This is a genomic window from Bordetella genomosp. 8, from assembly GCF_002119685.1.
Lineage (GTDB): Bacteria > Pseudomonadota > Gammaproteobacteria > Burkholderiales > Burkholderiaceae_B > Bordetella_C.
Genome location: NZ_CP021108.1, coordinates 2869319 through 2886715, shown reverse-complemented (window position 1 = coordinate 2886715; position 17397 = coordinate 2869319). Strand labels below are relative to the sequence as shown.

The following is a 17397-nucleotide window of genomic DNA, read 5'->3' as shown; positions in this document are numbered from 1 at the left end:
AATTTAACAACTCACTTTAAATAAACTACTTTAAATAAGCTGCTTTAGGTTCACGGATGGTCCAGGGGGCTCGGCGCCGCATGGATCTGCAGCCGATAGATCCACACCGGGTACTGCACCTCCATGCGACCGCCATTGAACCCCGGCGTACGGCTCAGTTGCGACGCTGGAATCCACAGGTAGCCCTGGCGATCGATCCACAGCGCATCGCCCCAGACCAGGCGGTCGTCCTGGATCACGGTGGAAATCTTGCCCTCGGGGCTGATCCGCAGGATGCGATGCTTGTCGGTGTCCGTGGTGTACAGATTGCCCTGGGCATCGATTGCCGTGCCGCCGGTGCTGGGCGTGTCAGCCCACCCCAGCTCGACCCGCGACTCGATTTCCTTTTCCGACACCGCCGGATCGTTCAGCCAGCGCGTGGCGATCCGCGCCATGGGGCCGGAAGCCGGCTGGAAGTACAGCCACTGCCCGTCCGGCGACACTTCCAACTGGTCGGCATGGACGCGCACCGGCTGTCCCTTGGTATCCAGCACGGCATGGCCATCGGCGCGCAGTTGCCGCATGGCGGTGGTGGCATTGTTGTTGTCCAGCACGCGGCGCACTGCCCCGGTTTGCAGATCGAGCACGATCAATCCGGGCGCGCCGGCATCGGTCAGATAGGCGTAGCGTCCGTTGAAGCGGACGTCGTCGATGTAGCTGTACGGATAGACGGCGGCCGCCAGGTCGTAGGTCTGCAGCAGTTGGCGGGTCTGCGGATCGAAGCGGAACAGCCGCGCGCCGCCCTTGACCGCCTGCTGGCCCATTCCCGGCGCGCCGGCGTCCAGGATCCAGAGCTTGCCATCGGGACCGGTACGCAGCGAGTTCACCTGTACATAACCCGATCCCACCGTACCGGGCGCCCAATTCTGCGGGGTGTTCCAGCTGGCGTCCGGGAAAGGATAAGGCTGGCCTTGCGCGTCCAGTTCGGCGACCTGCATGCCCTTGCCGTCGGCTTGCGGGTAGCTGACGAACACCCTGCCTTCCGGCGTGGTGGTGACGCCGTTCAGCACACGCTGGCTCTGGAAGGTAGGCACCAGCGGCTCATTGCTTTCGGGACGGCTCGCGCAACCCTGGATGATGGCGAGCGCAAGGCAGGCCGTGGCGAGGCGGCCCATGGCGGTCAGGGATTTGGCCAATGGCATTCGGATTCTCCTTGAATCGACGCGCTGGCAACGCGCCGGCTTGAAAGATGACGGTGGCCGCGCGACGGGCGCGTTGGCCTTGCCGATGGCTGCTCTAGCAAACGGCGGACCGCGATAACCGAATGTCGTAACTACTTATGACTAGCCTGAAGGACTAGCTCGAGGATCGAGGGGCGCGGGTGGATTTCCTGGCACCGCCTCTGGGCCGGTCCTTGTCGGTCAGGAGATCGACGCTGGTGGCCTGCTCGACCCATGCGAGCGCGTCGACGTAGGAAAGGAATTGATGCAGGTATTCGGGAGAAACCTCGCGCATCAGCGACAGGGTGCGGTGCACCAGCAGGCTGGAGTTCAGCGGGCCGGCGTTCTCCGGCACGCGCTCTTCGGACTGCTTCAGTTGCCGGCGGGTCTTGTAGCGGCCCCAGGTGTCGCGGAAGAAATCCAGCAATGCGAGTTCGGGATAGCTGGTTGCGGCCGCGAACGGCGCGGCGGCGTCCGCCGGCGCCGCCTCGTGAGCCGAGGCAACCGGCGCGGCCGAGGGAGCCGGCCTGGCGGCGGCCGCCTGCAAATCGCGGATGAAGGCCGAGAGCGGATTTGCAGGTTCCTGCGTCGCCGTCGGCTGCGCGCCGTCCGGCTGGCTTTCGGCGGAACGCACGCGAGCCGCGTCGATGTCCCGTTGATACGCCTGCACCCGTTGCGCCAGCCTTTCTTCCAGCACGGCGCGCGCGGCCCCGCCCTGGGCAGCGGCGCGACGCGCCAGGGCTTCGATGATGCGAAACCGCGTCGGGTCCAGCCGGTCGGCGCCCTGCTCGCGCCACGCCGCCAGCGCATCGAGCGCGCCAGCCATCGCGGCGCCGCTTTGCGCCTCCTTATTCACCGCCCGGCCCCTGGGCGCCCGTCGCGGCCGGCGGCGCCGTTTGCGGTGCGGTTTGCGGTGCGGTTTGCGGCGCGCGCTCCTGCCCCGCCTGCCGTGGCACTGGCGCGATTTCCACGCGGCGGTTCTTGGCGCGGCCATCGGCGTCGGCGTTCGACGCCACCGGGTGCTCCGCCCCGAAGGCCGCCGCGAAGACGGACTCCGGCGCCACCCCGGCGTCGATCAGGGCCCGCGTCACGGTCAGCGCCCGTTGCGCGGAAAGCTCCCAATTGTCGGCAAATCCGCGATTGTTGCCGCGCACCTGCTGGTTGTCGGTGAACCCGCTCACCATCAGCACCTCATCGCGCGTGCGCAGGTAATCGGTCAAGGGCTGGGCCAGGCTCTTCAGCACCTCGCGCCCCTCGGGCTGCAACTGGTCCGAATTCAAGGCGAACAGCACATTCCCGCTGATGCCGATGCGGCCGTTGACCAGCGTGATGCGTCCGGTCGCCAGCGGCACGGCCAGCGCCTGCTCCAGCGTCTGGCGCCGCTGCGTCTCGGCCTGCCGCTGCTTGACCTCCTCGTCGAGTTTGGCCGAAAGCTGCAATTGCAGGCCGACCACGCCGACCAGGATGAGAACGAAGGCGCCCAGGGCGGCCGACATCAAATCGCCAAACACGGCCCAGGTCGGGACCGTCACCTCCATGCCGCCGTCGATGTCGTGGTTCATGCCGCTTCGCTACCAGCCGATGTGCGCTGCTCGGCGAACTGCTGCAGCTCCTCGATGATCTGCTTCTGCGACATCACGCTCAGGTCGATCGCCTCGCGTGCCTGCGCCACGTAATACGCGAGCTGCTCGTCGCTGCGGGCGATGGATTTTTCCAGGGCCCCTTCGATGCGCTGCAGATGTTCCATCAGCTTTTCGTTGGACTGCCCATAGGCCTGTACGGCCGCGCCAAAGGCGTCGCCCATGCTGGCCACTTCGACCACGCTGCCGGAAACCAGGCTTGCGGCTTCCGCCAACTTGGCGGTTTCCGCTTCCAGCGTATCGGTGAACTGGCCGCCGACGCGCGCCAGCAGGTCGGCGGACGTGCCCACCAGGGCTTCCACGGCCTCGCGCTGTTCGGTGGACGCGCGGTTGACGGCGTCCAGCAAGGTGCCCAGCGTTTCCAGCAGGCGGCTGCGTTCTTCCAGCATGGCGTTGTCGCGGACCATGCTGTCGGACAGCTTCTGGCGCAGCTCGGCGACCACGTCGGCGGCCGCGCGCGGCGCCTCCGCGGCGGCCTGCACCAGGCGCTCGATCTCGGCGATGGTGTCACGGGCATGCGATTGCGTATGCTCGGTGATCTCGCGCGCGGTGCGCGACAGCGTGTCGCAGATTTCCTGCTGGCGTGCCGTGGTCTGGTCGCCGGTCTCGCGCCATTGCGTGCGCATGTCGCCCGCGATCGACGAAAGCGTGCCGGTCCAGGCATCCAGCCTTTCGCGGTCGCGCGCTTCCAGCGCCAGCCGCTGCTTGTCGTGGGTCTGCTCGACCGCCTGCAACAAGGCCACGGATTGCTGTTCGAAGCTCCCCAGCAATTGCGCCAGCAGCGCCGCGGAATGCTGCTCGAAGGCCGCGGCGGCCGCGGTCAGCGCCTGCTGGTTGCGCGTCGCCAGTTCGCCGCCGGCTTCCTGCTGCAAGGCCAGCGCGTCCGTCCAGGCGCGCGACATGTCCGCGGTGACGGCGTCCAGACGGCCGGAGACGGCCGCCACCAGGCTTGCCGAGCGCTGCTCGAACGTGCCGGCGTAGCGGTCCAGCGTCCCGCGCAGGTCTTCGGCCAGCGCGGCATTGGTTTGCCTGTGCTGGCTCAACGCCTGGTTCCACAGCTGCTCCAGTGCGGCCGCGGTGGTCTCGAAACGGGTGGACACTCCGTCCAGCTGCTGCCGCACGGCATCGGCAACCGTGTCTTGCTGACGCTGCAGGGCCTCGGCGATGGTCTCCCGCTGCGCCAGCGTGGCCTGGGCCACGGTGTCGTGCTGTTGCCGGGCGGCCTCGGTAATGGCGTCGTGCTGGCGTTCGACCGCCTGGGTAATGGATGCATGCTGCCGTTCCACCGCCTCGCTGATGGACGCGTGCTGCCGTTCCACCGCCTCGGTGATGGATGCATGCTGCCGCTCAACGGCCTGGGTGAAGGATGCGTGCTGCCGCTGCACGGCCTGTTCGATCGATTCGTGCTGCTGCCTGACAGCCTGCGCGACGGAATCGCGCAGGGCCGCCGTTTCGCGGGCCAGGCCGGCCATGGTCGCTTCCACGACCGGCTGCAGGGCCGCGCCCGCCAGGCGGGCGCCTTCGGCGGCGCTTTCCTTCAATGTGTGTTCCACGGACGCGGCCAGTCGCGCGTAGGCGGCTTCCGTCTTCTCGTGGAAGGCCTCCTGCCCGGCACCCAGCCTTGCATTCAGCGCATCCTGCCCCGAGGCCAGCCGCTGGTCGAGCGCCGCCTGCCCGGTGGCCAGGCGTTCGCCCATGGCGGCATGCTGCCGCTCCATGGCCGACATGCCGTTGGCCAGTTGCTCGTTCAACGACTGATTGCGCTGTTCCATGCCCGCCATCATGGTCTGCAGTCGGTCCACCAGCACGGGCATCGCCTCGGCCTGGCGTTGCAGCAGTCGGAAGGTCTCGTCGCGCCGATGGGCGGCCGTGTGTTCGCGCAGCACCGTAGCGATGCCCATGTCCAGCCGCTGTCCGGCCAGGATGCGCTCGCGCCGGCACAACGCCGACAGCAAGCCCAGCGCGGCCGAGGCCGCCACGCCGGCGACGGAGGTGCCGAAGGCGAAGCCCAGCCCCTTCACCGGCGCCGCCAGCGACGCCCGGATGGCCTGCAGGTCGGTCGCGCTTTCCAGCGCGATGCCGGTGCCGCGCAGCGTGGCCACCATGCCCAGGAACGTGCCCAGCATGCCCAGCAATACGAGCAGGCCCACCAGGTAAGGCGTGAGCGCCGGTCCAGGCAGCGCCACGCGGTCGCCTTCGACCCGCAGGCGTACCGGCCCGCGCAAGGCCGGGTGCAGCGTGTCCAGCCAGCCCGCCAGCGTGGCCGGCGGCGCCGACAGGCCGGCCAGCGCGCGTGACAGCGTGCCCGTCGCCACGTGATAGCGGCGCAGCTCCAAGCAAGCGCCCAGGAACACCACCGCAATCGTGGCGGTCACCGCCAGCGCCAGGGGATTCGAACCGATGTAGCCGGCGCCCACCCAGCCCACGACGGCCAGGCCCAAGACGAAAGCAGCGATAGAGAGAATTCTGGTCATGACATCCCGGGTTCAGCGCGGCCGCCGCGCGGATCGCGCAGCGCCGCCAGCAGGCCTTCGACAGGCTTGAAACGAATATCCAGTTCGGCGAGCAGGATCGCGCGCATGTCCTGGCGAAATACATCCAGCCACGCGCCGGCGGCGGCCGGCGGCGGATTGCCGGCATCCTCCGCCTCGGCCAGGGCGGCGGCTTCGGCGCGGCGCAAGCGGTGGAAATAGCCTTCCAGCAGGCCCGGCACCGCCGCCAGGGCATTGTGTTCACGCGCGCCCAGGGCTTTTTCCATGATGGCGTCGACGGCCGCCAATTGGGTCATGGCCGGCGTGCGGCCGGCCATCATGCCGCGCAGGCGCGTGCGCAGGTTGCCGATGCCGGTTTCCATGGCCTGTTGCAGGGAAAGATAGCGCTGCCGGTAAAGGCCGTAGTCGACCGGCGCCGCGGGCGCCCGTCCACGCTCGGCCGCGGCGGCGCGAGTCCTGGAATGGCTGTCCGCCGCCCTGGGTGCGCGGTTCTTTTCCGTGATGGCGTTGGTCAACGCGTTGCGCACCCGGGCACACTCCTCTTCTTCCGCGCTGTCGGGCTGGCGATCCGCCGCCGGCGGATTGCTGTTCAGCACCGCGGACAGGGCGATCGCGTCCGTCCAGCCCAGCCAGAGGCTGAGCCGGTCGGCCAGGGACTGCCTGGGTTCCGTAACATCGATGTCCGTCAGGCGGGCAAGCAGGCGAACCAGGGTCGGGCCGCTCAGGCCTGCGCGCCGGTGTGCTGGATCCATACCGCCGAATCAAAAATCCGGCAGTTTACACGGCGCCTACACGCCAGCCCTGTAAATACATCGTGCTACGATATACTTTCGCCATCCTTCAGCATGGCTTTCCGGAATGACGTTCGTATGAACCTGCCCCCCGACACGAACAAGGGCGATTTCGCCGCCAGCGCGCGCTTGCTGGGCATCGCGGCGGTCGCCGCCGTCATCGGCATACTCAGTACCCTGACGGCCTATGCCCTGCTGCGGCTGATCGGCTTCTTCACCAACCTGTTCTTCTTCCAGAGGCTGTCCTTCGACGCGCGCTCCCCCGCGGACAGCACCCTGGGCCTGTGGGTCATCGTCGTCCCCGCCCTCGGCGGCCTGATCATCGGGCTGATCGCCCGCTATGGCACGGAGAAGATCCGCGGCCACGGTATTCCGGAAGCGATCGAAGCCATCCTTTTCGGCAAGAGCCGCATGTCGCCCAAGGTGGCCGTGCTCAAGCCCCTGTCCTCGGCGATCGCGATCGGCAGCGGCGGCCCGTTCGGCGCGGAAGGGCCCATCATCATGACGGGCGGCGCCATCGGCTCGCTCATCGCCCAGCATTTCCACCTGAGCAGCGCCGAACGCAAGACCCTGCTGGTGGCCGGCGCGACGGCGGGCATGACGGCCGTCTTCGGCACGCCGATCGCGGCGGTGATGCTGGCGGTGGAGCTTCTGCTGTTCGAACTGCGGCCACGCAGCTTCCTGCCGGTCGCGGTCGCGTGCACGGTGGCCGGCTTCTTGCGGCCGCTGGTCCTGGAAGGCGGCGCGCTGTTCCCCCTGCAGACCGACGTGCTCGGGCCGAGTGGCCTGGTTGCCTGCGCCATCGCGGGCGTGGTCGCGGGCGCTTTGTCCTGGGGCCTGTCCACGTCGCTCTACAGGATGGAAGACCTGTTCATGAAGCTGCCGCTGCATTGGATGTGGTGGCCGGCGCTGGGCGGCCTGGCGATCGGCATCGGCGGGTATTTCCAACCGCGCGCCCTGGGCGTGGGCTATGACGTCATCGGGGACCTGCTGCACAACCACCTGGCCGTGGGCGCCGTGGCCGGCTTGATCCTGGTCAAGGCCGTCATCTGGGTCATCTCGCTGGCGTCGGGCACCTCGGGCGGCGTCCTGGCACCCCTGCTCATGATGGGCGCGGCGGCCGGCGCGATACTCGGCCCGTACATGCCGGGCGGCCAGCCCGGGCTCTGGCCCATGATATTCATGGCGGCGACGCTGGGCGGCATGATGCGCGCGCCTATCATGGCCGTACTGTTCGCCTTCGAGCTGACACACGACATCAATGCCCTGCTCCCACTGCTGACCGCATCCGCCTGCGCCTACGGTTTCACGGTGCTGGTCATGCGCCGTTCGATTCTGACGGAAAAAATTGCCCGGCGTGGATACCACATCTACCGGGAATACGGCATCGATCCGCTGGAGCGCCACTTCGTCCAGGAAGTGATGACGGCCGACGTGCGCACCATCGATGCCGACGTATCCCCGCGCGTCGCGCTGGACGGCTATTTCGGCGCAGGGCAGACGCACCGTGCCTATCCCGTGGTGCGCGCGGGCGCCCTGCTCGGCATGATCGACCGCGGCGCGCTGCTGCAAGGCCTGGCCGATCCGACGGCGCACAGGATGGCCGACCTGTTCGGCGCCAACGTGCCCATCATGGCGCTGCCCGGCGAAACCTGCCGCACCGTGGCCAACCGACTGGCCGTCCATGGCCTGGAACGGGTGCCGGTCGTCGCCGACGCCGCATCGCGACGCCTGGTCGGCCTGATCAGCCGCAGCGATCTGGTCAAGCCATCGCTGGCGTTTTCCGAAGAGGAAGAGCGCTTCGAGACCTTGCGCCGCACGCCCCTGCATACGCTGTGGCGCCAGAGGCCGACGCGGCCTCCCGCGCATTGACCGGTGCTGTGCCGCAACATCGGGCGGAACACCATCGGGACGGCGATCGTCGTTCGAGGCGACCGCTGGCGGCGGCCCGTGGGCCGGCGCGGGGATTCCCGCGCGCTCGCATCGCGCGGATAATAGCCACGCTGCATCCACAGCGCGGGCCACGAAGGCGGCACATCCGCACGGCGCCACGCATAACAACGACCGACCGGAGACAAAACATGGATATCGTGCGACGCCGCCTGAACGCGGCCGCGCTTGGCCTTGCCAGCATCGCCGTTGCGCCCAGGATCGCTTTCGCGCAGGACAAATGGCCGTCCAAGCCGATCCGCATCATCGTGCCCTTCGCCGCGGGCGGCGCCAATGACCTGCTCGGGCGAGCCGCGGCGGAAGGCATCGCGCAATACCTGAAGACCAGCGTCGTCGTGGAGAACAAGCCCGGCGCCGGCGCCGTCATCGGCACCGACTACGTCGCGCGCGCCGACAACGACGGCTACACCTTCCTGATCAGCGGCGCCGGCGTGATCTCCAACAGCATGATCCGCAAGGTGCAATACCAGGACAGCGACCTGGTGCCCGTCGCCATGGTCGGGCTGGCGCCTTCGGTCATCATCACGCCGGCCAGCTCGCCGTACGCCAATCTGAAGGACTTCGTCGAAGCATCGAAGAAAAGCCACGGCGGCCTGCATTTTTCGACGGCGGGCACCGGCAGCACGCCGCACTTCGTCGAAGGCATCCTGACCACCGACTACGGCGCCAAGCTCGATCTGGTGCCGTACAAGAGCGGATCGGAATCCGTGTCGGCGGTGATAGGCGGCCAGGTGGACGCCACGTCGGAAGCCAGCATTGTCGTGCTGCCCATGATCCGCGCCGGCAAGCTCAAGGCCCTGGCCTGCACCTGGTCCGAACGCATCCAGGCCTATCCGGAGCTGTCCACCGCGGCCGAACAGGGCTTTCCCAAGATCAAGATCGCGCACTGGGCCGGCGTGCACGCGCCCAAGGGCACGCCCGATGCCATCCTCGACAAGATCGCCGCCGGCGTCGACCACGCCATGAAGGACCCGGCCAACGTCAAGCGCCTGACCGAACTGGGCATCGAGCCGGTGGGCGGCACGCGCGCCGACTTCGTCAAGTTCTGCGACGAAGAGCGCGCGCGATTGGGCGCCGTGGTCAAGGCGACAGGCATGCGGCAGGACTCCTGATCCATTCGCCTGAGCGCTTGCTGACAGGTTCACGACAGCATCTTCGATCATGCATCGCGCCGCGGCTTCGCAGCTGCGGCGCGGCGCGTAAGCGCCGTTGAATCGGTTAAATTACACGTCCCCACCAAGTCCCAAGAACCACGTCCACAAACCATAACTACTAAAAAGCTTTACCCCAGGAGCACATCAATGAACATCTCTCGCCGCCGTTTCAATACGGCCGCCTTTGGCATGGCCGCCGTCGCCGCGGCCCCCAAGATCGCATTCGCCGACGACAAGTGGCCGTCCAAGCCCATCCGCGTCATCGTGCCGTTCGCGCCTGGCGGCGCCAACGACCTGCTGGGCCGCGCCGCGGCCGAAGGCATCGCCAAGAACCTGAACGCCCAGGTCGTGGTCGAGAACAAGCCGGGCGCCGGCGCGGTCATCGGCACCGATTACGTCGCGCGCGCCGACAACGACGGCTATACCTTCCTGATCAGCGCCGCCGGCGTGATCTCGAACAGCATGATTCGCAAGGTCCACTACAAGGACAGCGATCTGGTACCGGTCGCCATGGTGGGCCTGGCGCCGTCCGTCGTGGTGGCGCCCGCCAACTCACCCTATTCGACCCTGAAGGAATTCGTCGAAGCGTCCAAGCAAGGCCATGGCCTGCATTTCGCCACCGCCGGCACCGGCAGCACGCCGCACTTCGTGGAAGGCATCCTGGCCACCACCTACGGCGCCAAGCTGGACCTGATCCCGTACAAGAGCGGCTCCGAATCGGTGACCGCCGTGATCGGCAACCAGGTCGACGCCACGTCCGAAGCCAGCATCGTCGTTCTGCCCATGATCCGCTCCGGCAAGCTGAAAGCGCTGGCCTGCACCTGGTCCGAACGCATCAAGGCCTATCCGGAACTGAGCACCGCCGCCGAACAGGGCTTCCCCGAGATCAAGATCGCGCACTGGGCCGGCGTGCACGCGCCCAAGGGCACGCCTGACGCCATCCTGGACAAGGTCGCCAGCGCGGTGGACGCCGCGATGAAGGATCCGGCCAACGTCAAGCGCCTGACCGAACTGGGCATCGAGCCCGTCGGCGGCACGCGCGCCGACTTCGTCAAGTTCTGCGACGAGGAGCGCGCGCGCCTAGGCGCCGTGGTCAAGGCCACCGGCATGCGCCAGGAAGACTGACGCGGCGCAACACCCGCGCGGCCGCGCATCCAGGTACATCAAGCCCAGGCTCCGGCCTGGGCTTTTTGTTGCGCCGCAGCTGGGTATTTATTCGATTTCGATATGGAATCGCTCAGAAATATATATTTGACGCACGCGCCGCGCGAGTCGCACCATAGCTCGCCCACGATCGATCGCCCACGGTCGCGACGCTCGCGGGTGAGACAGCCCCGCACGATTTCACGAGCCCGCCGCAGCGCGGGCGTTACACCGGATGCGCCATGATCATCGATTGCCACGGACACTTCACCACCGCCCCGCCCGCCCTGGAAGCATGGCGCAAGCGCCAGATCGCTTCGATCAACGACGGCACGCCGGCGCCCAAGGCGTCGGAGCTGCATATCGGCGATGACGAATTGCGCGAGGCGATCGAGTCCAACCAGTTGCGCATCATGAAGGAACGCGGCCACGACATCACCGTGTTCAGCCCGCGCGCCAGCTTCATGGCGCATCACATCGGCGATTTCCAGGTGTCCTCGACGTGGGCGGCGATCTGCAACGAAATGTGCTTCCGCGTTGCCTCGCTGTTCCCCGAGCATTTCGTGCCGGCCGCCATGCTGCCGCAGAGCCCGGGTGTGGACGTCGCGACCTGCCTGCCTGAACTGAAGCGCTGCGTGGAGGAGTACGGCAACGTCGCGGTCAACCTGAACCCGGACCCCTCGGGCGGCCATTGGACCAGCCCGCCGCTGAGCGACCGCTACTGGTATCCGCTGTACGAAAAGCTGGTCGAGTACGACGTGCCGGCCATGGTGCACGTCAGCCAGAGCTGCAACGCCTGCTTCCATACCACGGGGGCGCACTACCTGAACGCGGACACGACGGCATTCATGCAATGCCTGGACTCCGATCTGTTCAGCGACTTCCCCACACTGAAGCTGGTCATTCCCCACGGCGGCGGCGCGGTGCCCTATCACTGGGGACGCTTCCGCGGCCTGGCGCAGGCGCTGAAGAAGCCCCTGCTGCAGGATCATCTGCTGAACAATATCTTCTTCGATACCTGCGTCTACCATCAGCCCGGCATCGACCTGCTGACGCGGGTCATTCCCATCGACAACATCCTCTTCGCCAGCGAGATGATCGGCGCGGTACGCGGTATCGATCCGGAAACGGGGCACTATTTCGACGACACGCGCCGCTATGTGTCGGCGGCCGACATCACGCCCGAAGCGCGCTTCAAGATCTTCGAAGGCAATGCCCGCCGCGTCTACACGCGACTCGATGCGCAGTTGAAGGCGCGCGGACATTGAGCGCGGGTGGCAGTGGATTTCAACGCGTCACGGCATGGCGCGGCCGATTGGGTTACGCTGTCGAGTTCACCTTGACCACAGGAGATCGATCACATGGCCCAAGCCACTGCCCGCCACATTCTGGTTCCCACGGAACAGCAATGCAATGAACTGAAGACCGCCATCGAAGGCGGCGCCGATTTCGCGCAAGTCGCGCGTGAACATTCCCAGTGCCCCTCTGGCCGCGACGGCGGCAACCTGGGCACCTTCGGTCCTGGCCAGATGGTGCGCGAATTCGACGAGGTCGTGTTCAGCGCGCCCGTCAATGTCGTGCAAGGCCCTGTCAAGACCCAGTTCGGCTACCACCTGGTCGAAGTCACCGACCGCCGCTAAGCGCCGCACGACCGCCGGCCGCCGCGTCACGACGGCCGGCGGAACGGTCTTTGCTGGTTGATGCGACCTACCGACAGGGAGCATCCATGGACCACACCACGCATTCCAGACCCACCGCCTCCGCGCATGGCCGATTGGCCAATGGCCTCGGATGGTTCAGCATCGCATTGGGCATCGCCGAACTGGCCATGCCCAGGACCATCGCCCGGCTCTGCGGCGTCAGGCAACATCCCACGCTGGTACGGCTTTACGGCTTGCGCGAAATCGCCACCGGCGCCGGTATCCTGAAATCGCAGGACGCCGCGCCCTGGCTCTGGGCGCGGGTCGGCGGCGACCTGTTGGATATGGCCACCGTCACCGGCGACAGGAGCCGCCGCGCGACGATGTTGCGCACCGGCGCGACGCTGGCCAACCTGGCCACGGTCACCGCCGTCGATGTGTACGCCGCCAACGCGTATCGTCGGCCGCCCGGCCGCCGCGGCGTCGATTACCCGGACTACACCGATCGCAGCGGCTTCCCGCGGCCCGCCGCCGACATGCGCGGCAAGGCCCGGCCTACACCCGCCTGATCAGCTGCCGGGCGTCAGCACCACCCTGAAGCGCGCCTTGCCGCTCATCATCCGATCGTAGGCTTCGGCGGCGCGCGACAGGGGATACTCCTCGATCATCGGCTTGACGCCGGACATGGCGCTGAAGGCCAGCGTTTCCTGCGAATCCGCCGCCGTGCCCGACGGCCATCCCTGGACCGAATTGCGGCCCGAGATGAACTGCGTCACCGGCACTTCCACGGGTTCCTGGGAAATGCCCACCATGATCAGCTTGCCATTGCGCCCCAGGCCGCCCATCACGGCGCTCATGGCCTTGCCGCTGGTGACCGTCGCCAGGACGACCTTGGCCCCGCCCAGGCCGCGCAGCGTTTCGCCGACGTCCTGGGCCTCGCTATCGATGTAGTGGTGCGCCCCGAGCTGCAGCGCCAGGGGCGCCTTGTCCTGGCCGCGCGCGATCGCGACCGTCACGAAGCCCATCTGCCGCGCGAACTGCACGCCCAGATGGCCCAGCCCGCCGATGCCCAGGATCGCCGCGACGTCGCCGGCGCGCGCGCCGCTGTTGCGCAAGGCATTGAAGGTGGTGATGCCAGCGCAGAGCAGCGGCGCGGCGTCGACGTCCGACAGATCGTCGGGCATGCGCGCCAGGGCCTCCTGCGGCGCCACCATGTAGTCCGCATAGCCGCCGTCGTAGCTGATGCCCGGCACCAGCGCGGTCTGGCAAAGCACGAAATCGCCATGCCGGCAGCTGTCGCAGTGGCCGCAATGACCGCCATGCCAACCCACGCCCACACGCTGGCCGACCCGCCAATCCTGGACGCCACTGCCCAGCGTATCGATCACACCCGCGATTTCGTGTCCCGGCACGCGCGGAAACTGCAAGCCCGGCCACAACCCCTCTTTCGTGAACGAATCGCTGTGGCATATCCCGCATGCCTGCACCTTGATCAGCACATGGCCCGCGGGCGGTTCCGGCACGTCGCGCTCGACGACTTCCAGAGGACCATGGGCTTTCGCTACCTGCACCGCCTTCATCTTGCGCATCGTTTTCTCCTGGACCTGAAGAACTGGCAAAGAACTGGGAAGAACCGGGGAGTAAGCACCCAACTACGTCCCGAACGATAGCGTCATTCCGTGACTTCGCCACGTGTGAAAAACACCGACGAGGGAATTCCCCGCCCGATCCGGCGGCCGGCGGAGCCTCAGCGCGCGGCCGGCCCCTGCCTTTGGAGCACGGTGGTATAGCTGAAGCGGTCGGCCGGGTGCAGGCTGACCGCGACTTCGAAGAGCTTGTTGGACTGGTCGTAATACTGGCGCACGAATTCCAGCGCATGGGCGTCGGGGGCCGTGCCCAGGGACTGCGCGACCGCGGCGGGCACCCCCACCGCGCGTACCGTCTGGCGGATCTCCTTGACCACGCGGCCGGTGGCCTGGCAGATCAGGTCGCACACCAGCGCCTGGTGATTGTCTTCCATCGCGCGGCGTATGCGCGGCCCGAGGTCCTGCGGCACATACAGGTGCGACCAGGCCAATGGATAATCGGGCGACAGCGGATTGGTCCGCGATGTCTGGATATGCGCCCAGCGGCTGCCCGGCGCCAGGCCGAGCCGGTCCGCCAGCGCCATGTCGACCACGATATTGCGCACGCTATGCACGACGCGCTCGGTATCGGCGCCGTACTGCACCAGCTCTTCGACGGTGGAAATGGTGGGGCCGTATTCCGTGGCACGCGGCGCGGAGGCTTCCACGCGGGTGCCGGCGCGCTTGCGCCGCGTGATCAGGCCCAGGGTCTGTATGCGCTCCAGCGCCACCCGCACGGTCCCGCGGCTGACGCCGTACTTGCCCGCCAGATCGATCTCCGAAGGCAGGCTGCCCCCGACGGGATAGACCCCGTCGGCGATGTCCTTGATCAGCGTCCTGGTCAGTTCAGCGTAACGCGGCTCCATCGGACGTCGCGACCCTTTCATGCGTTTCGGACCCGGCATTGTATATCGCGAACCTGTGCACCGACCCCCCGTGCGCGTCCAGCGCGACGGTCACCGGCATGTCGCGCACCTGGAATTCGTAGATGGCCTCCATGCCCAGGTCGGCGAAGGCCACCACACGCGCCGCGCGGACCGCCTGCGACACCAGATAGGCGGCGCCGCCGACCGCGATCAGGTAGGCGCCGCCGGCCCGCGCGATAGCCGTGGCCGCCTGGCTTCCCCGTTCCGCCTTGCCTATCGACACCAGCAACCCGGTGCGCGACATCAGGGCAGGCATGAACTTGTCCATGCGGTTCGATGTGGTGGGCCCGGCCGGCCCCACCGCTTCGCCAGCCACCGGATCCACCGGCCCGACATAGTAGATGGCGCGGTTGCGCAGATCCACCGGCAAGGGCTCGCCGCGCTCCAGCATGTCGGCCAGGCGCTTGTGGGCGGCATCGCGTCCGGTCAGCAACGTGCCGGACAGCAGCAGCGTTTCGCCCGCCCGCCATTGCGCCACCTCATCGCGCGTCAGGCTGTCGAGGTCGACCCGGCGGCCCTCGTCCAGCGGCAACGCGTCGGGCAGGCGGTCCCAGAGCGCGGGATCGGGTGGCTCCAGCCGCGCCGGTCCCGATCCATCCAGTTCGAACGAGACGAAGCGCGTGGCCGCGCAGTTGGGCACCATGGCCACTGCCTGCAGCGCCGCATGCGTGGGCGCCTCCGCCACCTTCACGTCCAGCACGGTCAGGTCGCCGCCCAGTCCCTGCGCGCCTATGCCGAGCGCATTGATGCGCTCGTACAGCGCCAGGCGCAGCGATTCGGCCGGGGTACAGGCGCCACGCGCGCGCAGCACGTCGATATCGATGGGTTCGAACAGCGCGCGCTTGGCGATGAACATGGCCTGCTCCGGCGTGCCGCCCACGCCTATGCCCAGACTACCGGGCGGGCACCATCCCGCTCCCATTCCAGGCAGTTGCCCGACCACCCAGTCGGCCACCGAATCGCTGGGATTCAGCATCGTGTAGCGCGCCTTGACGTCGCCGCCGCCGCCCTTGGCCGCGACCGTCAGTTGCAGGCCATCGCCTTCGACCAGCTCCACGTGCAGGACGGCCGGCGTGTTGTCGCGGGTGTTGATGCGTTTGCCCAGGGGTTCGCGTATGACCGAGGCACGCAAGGGATTGTCCGGCCAGCCATAGGCGCGCGCGACGGCACGATCGGCCAGCGCCTGCAGCGTGGGCGTCGGCATGCCCTGCTCGCCACGGATACGGGCGTCCATGCCCAGGCGCGCATAGACATGGACCACGCCCGTATCCTGGCAGATCGGCCGATGCGCACGCGCGCTCAGACGGCTGTTGATCAGGATCTGCAGCATGGCGTTGCGCGCGGCCGGCCGGGTTTCGGCCTCATACGCACGACGCAGGGCCACGACGAAATCCGCCGGATGGTAATAGCTGACGAACTGCAGCGCATCAGCGATGCTGGTGACGATGTCTTCGGCGTGGATGTCGCGCATGGGTGCTGGAGAGGCGGAACGTGGCAAGGCGGCGGCCGCCGCGATGGCGATTCCGGGACGCGTGGCCGCGCCCGGAAAGCCGGGCTACTGCTTCGGTATCCCGGCCTGTTCGATGACACCGGTCCAGCGCTTGACCTCATCGGCGGTGTAGGCCTGGAACGCCGCCGGCGCATACTGGCCCGCATCGAGCAACTGGATACCCTGGTCCGTCATCTTGCCGGTGAAGTCCTTGTCCTTCAAGGCCTGCTGCCAGGCGGCGTACAGCGTATCGATGGCCTGGCGCGGCGTGCCCCGGGGCGCGTACAGGCCATACCAGGTCGACGCCTCGAAGCCCGGCACCGCGCTGGCCGCCAGGGTAGGCACACCGGGAAACTGCGGCATCTGCGCGGTGGACGTCAAGGCCAGCGCGCGTATCTTGCCGCCGCGGGTCTGCGGCAGCGCCGTGTTGGTCTGGTCGAACATGGCGTCCACTTGGCCGCCCATCAGGTCGTTCATCGCCGGGCCCGCCCCCTTGTACGCGATGGGCGTGATCTGGATATGCGCCTGCGCGGCGAACATGGCCGCCACCAGATGCGAGGTCGACCCGACCCCGGCATTGCCGAAGTTCAGCTTGCCGGGATTCGCGCGGGCGTAGTCCACCAGCGACTTCACGTCCTTCTGGGGCGATCCGGCGCCCACCAGCAGCACCAGCGGCGTGTCGGGGAAGCGGAACACCGCCTCGAAATCCTTGACGGGATCGTACTGCAGGCGCTGGTAGAGCGAAGGCGCCGCGGCCATATAGCCGACGTGCCCGACCAGGAAGGTGTAGCCGTCGGGCGTCGACTTGGCCGCCTTGGCCGCGCCTATAGTGCCGCCCGCGCCGGCGACGTTCTCGATCAGGATGGTCTGCTTGAGCTCCTGCCCTACCCGGTTGGCGATGTTGCGCGCCATCGCGTCGGTCGGACCGCCGGCGGCGAACGGCACGATCCAGGTAATGGCATGCGATGGATAGTCGGCCGCGGCGACGCTGCCGCTCATGCCGGCAAACAGGGCGCAGGCCAAGGCGATAGCCTTTGATTTCATTGTCTCCTCCTGGTTTTATATGTCTGTATAAATATTAATGTATATACATATTATCCATGCCGGGATTCGACTGTCAACGTTGCACTGCCGTGCGAGTAGCGCAGCTCGACAACGACGGGAGCGCCCGCGCTGTTAACCCATGCGGCCACATCCGCTGTACGTCCCCCCAGCACCGCTTTCCCTAGGCCGCCCATTTCCCCTGGCGCTGACGGTGCACTTTCCGCTAAAAAACAAAATCCTTCGGGCTAGTCCGTTTCTCGGGCACATGGCGGATCTCCCAGCCGCCGTGTTCGATTTCCTAGGT

General features: G+C 67.4%; 15 protein-coding genes. 6 read left to right on the top strand and 9 right to left on the bottom strand.

What is annotated here, in order from left to right; genetic code table 11:
- Window positions 1-50: 50 nt before the first annotated feature.
- The 5 genes from CAL12_RS13160 to CAL12_RS13140 form a co-directional block, all read right to left on the bottom strand.
- The gene (locus CAL12_RS13160) at window positions 51-1181 is read right to left on the bottom strand and encodes an SMP-30/gluconolactonase/LRE family protein (RefSeq protein WP_086064852.1); all 1131 of its coding nucleotides are present in this window, start codon (window positions 1179-1181) and stop codon (window positions 51-53) included.
- A gap of 154 nt (window positions 1182-1335) precedes the next feature.
- On the bottom strand, window positions 1336-2055 hold the full coding sequence (locus CAL12_RS13155; protein WP_232464795.1) for a DUF2894 domain-containing protein: 720 nt from the start codon (window positions 2053-2055) through the stop codon (window positions 1336-1338).
- Entirely contained in the window at window positions 2048-2761 is a 714-nt protein-coding gene (locus tag CAL12_RS13150) for an OmpA family protein (protein WP_086064850.1), read from the bottom strand. Before CAL12_RS13150 ends, CAL12_RS13155 begins: the two co-directional genes overlap by 8 nt.
- Window positions 2758-5313, bottom strand: coding sequence for a DUF802 domain-containing protein (locus CAL12_RS13145; RefSeq protein WP_086064849.1), 2556 nt, complete (start codon window positions 5311-5313; stop codon window positions 2758-2760). Before CAL12_RS13145 ends, CAL12_RS13150 begins: the two co-directional genes overlap by 4 nt.
- Entirely contained in the window at window positions 5310-6083 is a 774-nt protein-coding gene (locus CAL12_RS13140; protein WP_086064848.1) for a DUF3348 domain-containing protein, read from the bottom strand. The genes CAL12_RS13145 and CAL12_RS13140 overlap by 4 nt, the downstream gene beginning before the upstream one ends.
- 117 nt (window positions 6084-6200) lie before the next feature.
- Here CAL12_RS13140 and CAL12_RS13135 point away from each other — a divergent pair, with 117 nt between their 5' ends.
- The 6 genes from CAL12_RS13135 to CAL12_RS28280 all read left to right on the top strand — a co-directional run bounded on the left by CAL12_RS13135 (window position 6201) and on the right by CAL12_RS28280 (window position 12578).
- Window positions 6201-7994: a chloride channel protein gene (locus CAL12_RS13135; protein WP_198298439.1), complete on the top strand. Its 1794-nt coding sequence runs from the start codon at window positions 6201-6203 to the stop codon at window positions 7992-7994.
- Between the two features lie 209 nt (window positions 7995-8203).
- Window positions 8204-9184 (top strand): Bug family tripartite tricarboxylate transporter substrate binding protein, encoded by a 981-nt coding sequence (locus CAL12_RS13130; RefSeq protein ID WP_086064846.1) that lies wholly within the window; start codon window positions 8204-8206, stop codon window positions 9182-9184.
- Window positions 9185-9373: 189 nt separating this feature from the next.
- On the top strand, window positions 9374-10351 hold the full coding sequence (locus CAL12_RS13125; protein ID WP_086064845.1) for a tripartite tricarboxylate transporter substrate binding protein: 978 nt from the start codon (window positions 9374-9376) through the stop codon (window positions 10349-10351).
- Between the two features lie 260 nt (window positions 10352-10611).
- Entirely contained in the window at window positions 10612-11637 is a 1026-nt protein-coding gene (locus CAL12_RS13120) for an amidohydrolase family protein (protein ID WP_086064844.1), read from the top strand.
- Window positions 11638-11730: 93 nt separating this feature from the next.
- Window positions 11731-12009 carry a peptidylprolyl isomerase gene (locus tag CAL12_RS13115; protein WP_066636060.1) on the top strand — a complete coding sequence of 93 codons (279 nt, stop codon included), beginning with the start codon at window positions 11731-11733 and terminating at the stop codon, window positions 12007-12009.
- An 86-nt stretch (window positions 12010-12095) separates the two neighbouring features.
- Window positions 12096-12578, top strand: a complete 483-nt coding sequence (locus tag CAL12_RS28280; RefSeq protein ID WP_086064843.1) for a hypothetical protein — start codon at window positions 12096-12098, stop codon at window positions 12576-12578.
- Here CAL12_RS28280 and CAL12_RS13105 read toward each other — a convergent pair whose 3' ends face one another.
- The 4 genes from CAL12_RS13105 to CAL12_RS13090 form a co-directional block, all read right to left on the bottom strand.
- A complete protein-coding gene (locus CAL12_RS13105) occupies window positions 12579-13598 on the bottom strand; it encodes an alcohol dehydrogenase (RefSeq protein WP_086064842.1) in 1020 nt (339 codons plus the stop codon).
- Between the two features lie 158 nt (window positions 13599-13756).
- Complete coding sequence (locus tag CAL12_RS13100; protein ID WP_086064841.1) at window positions 13757-14500, bottom strand: GntR family transcriptional regulator; 744 nt, start codon at window positions 14498-14500, stop codon at window positions 13757-13759.
- Complete coding sequence (locus CAL12_RS13095; RefSeq protein ID WP_086064840.1) at window positions 14481-16031, bottom strand: fumarate hydratase; 1551 nt, start codon at window positions 16029-16031, stop codon at window positions 14481-14483. The genes CAL12_RS13100 and CAL12_RS13095 overlap by 20 nt, the downstream gene beginning before the upstream one ends.
- Before the next feature lie 84 nt (window positions 16032-16115).
- Complete coding sequence (locus CAL12_RS13090; protein ID WP_086064839.1) at window positions 16116-17093, bottom strand: Bug family tripartite tricarboxylate transporter substrate binding protein; 978 nt, start codon at window positions 17091-17093, stop codon at window positions 16116-16118.
- Between the last annotated feature and the right edge of the window lie 304 nt (window positions 17094-17397).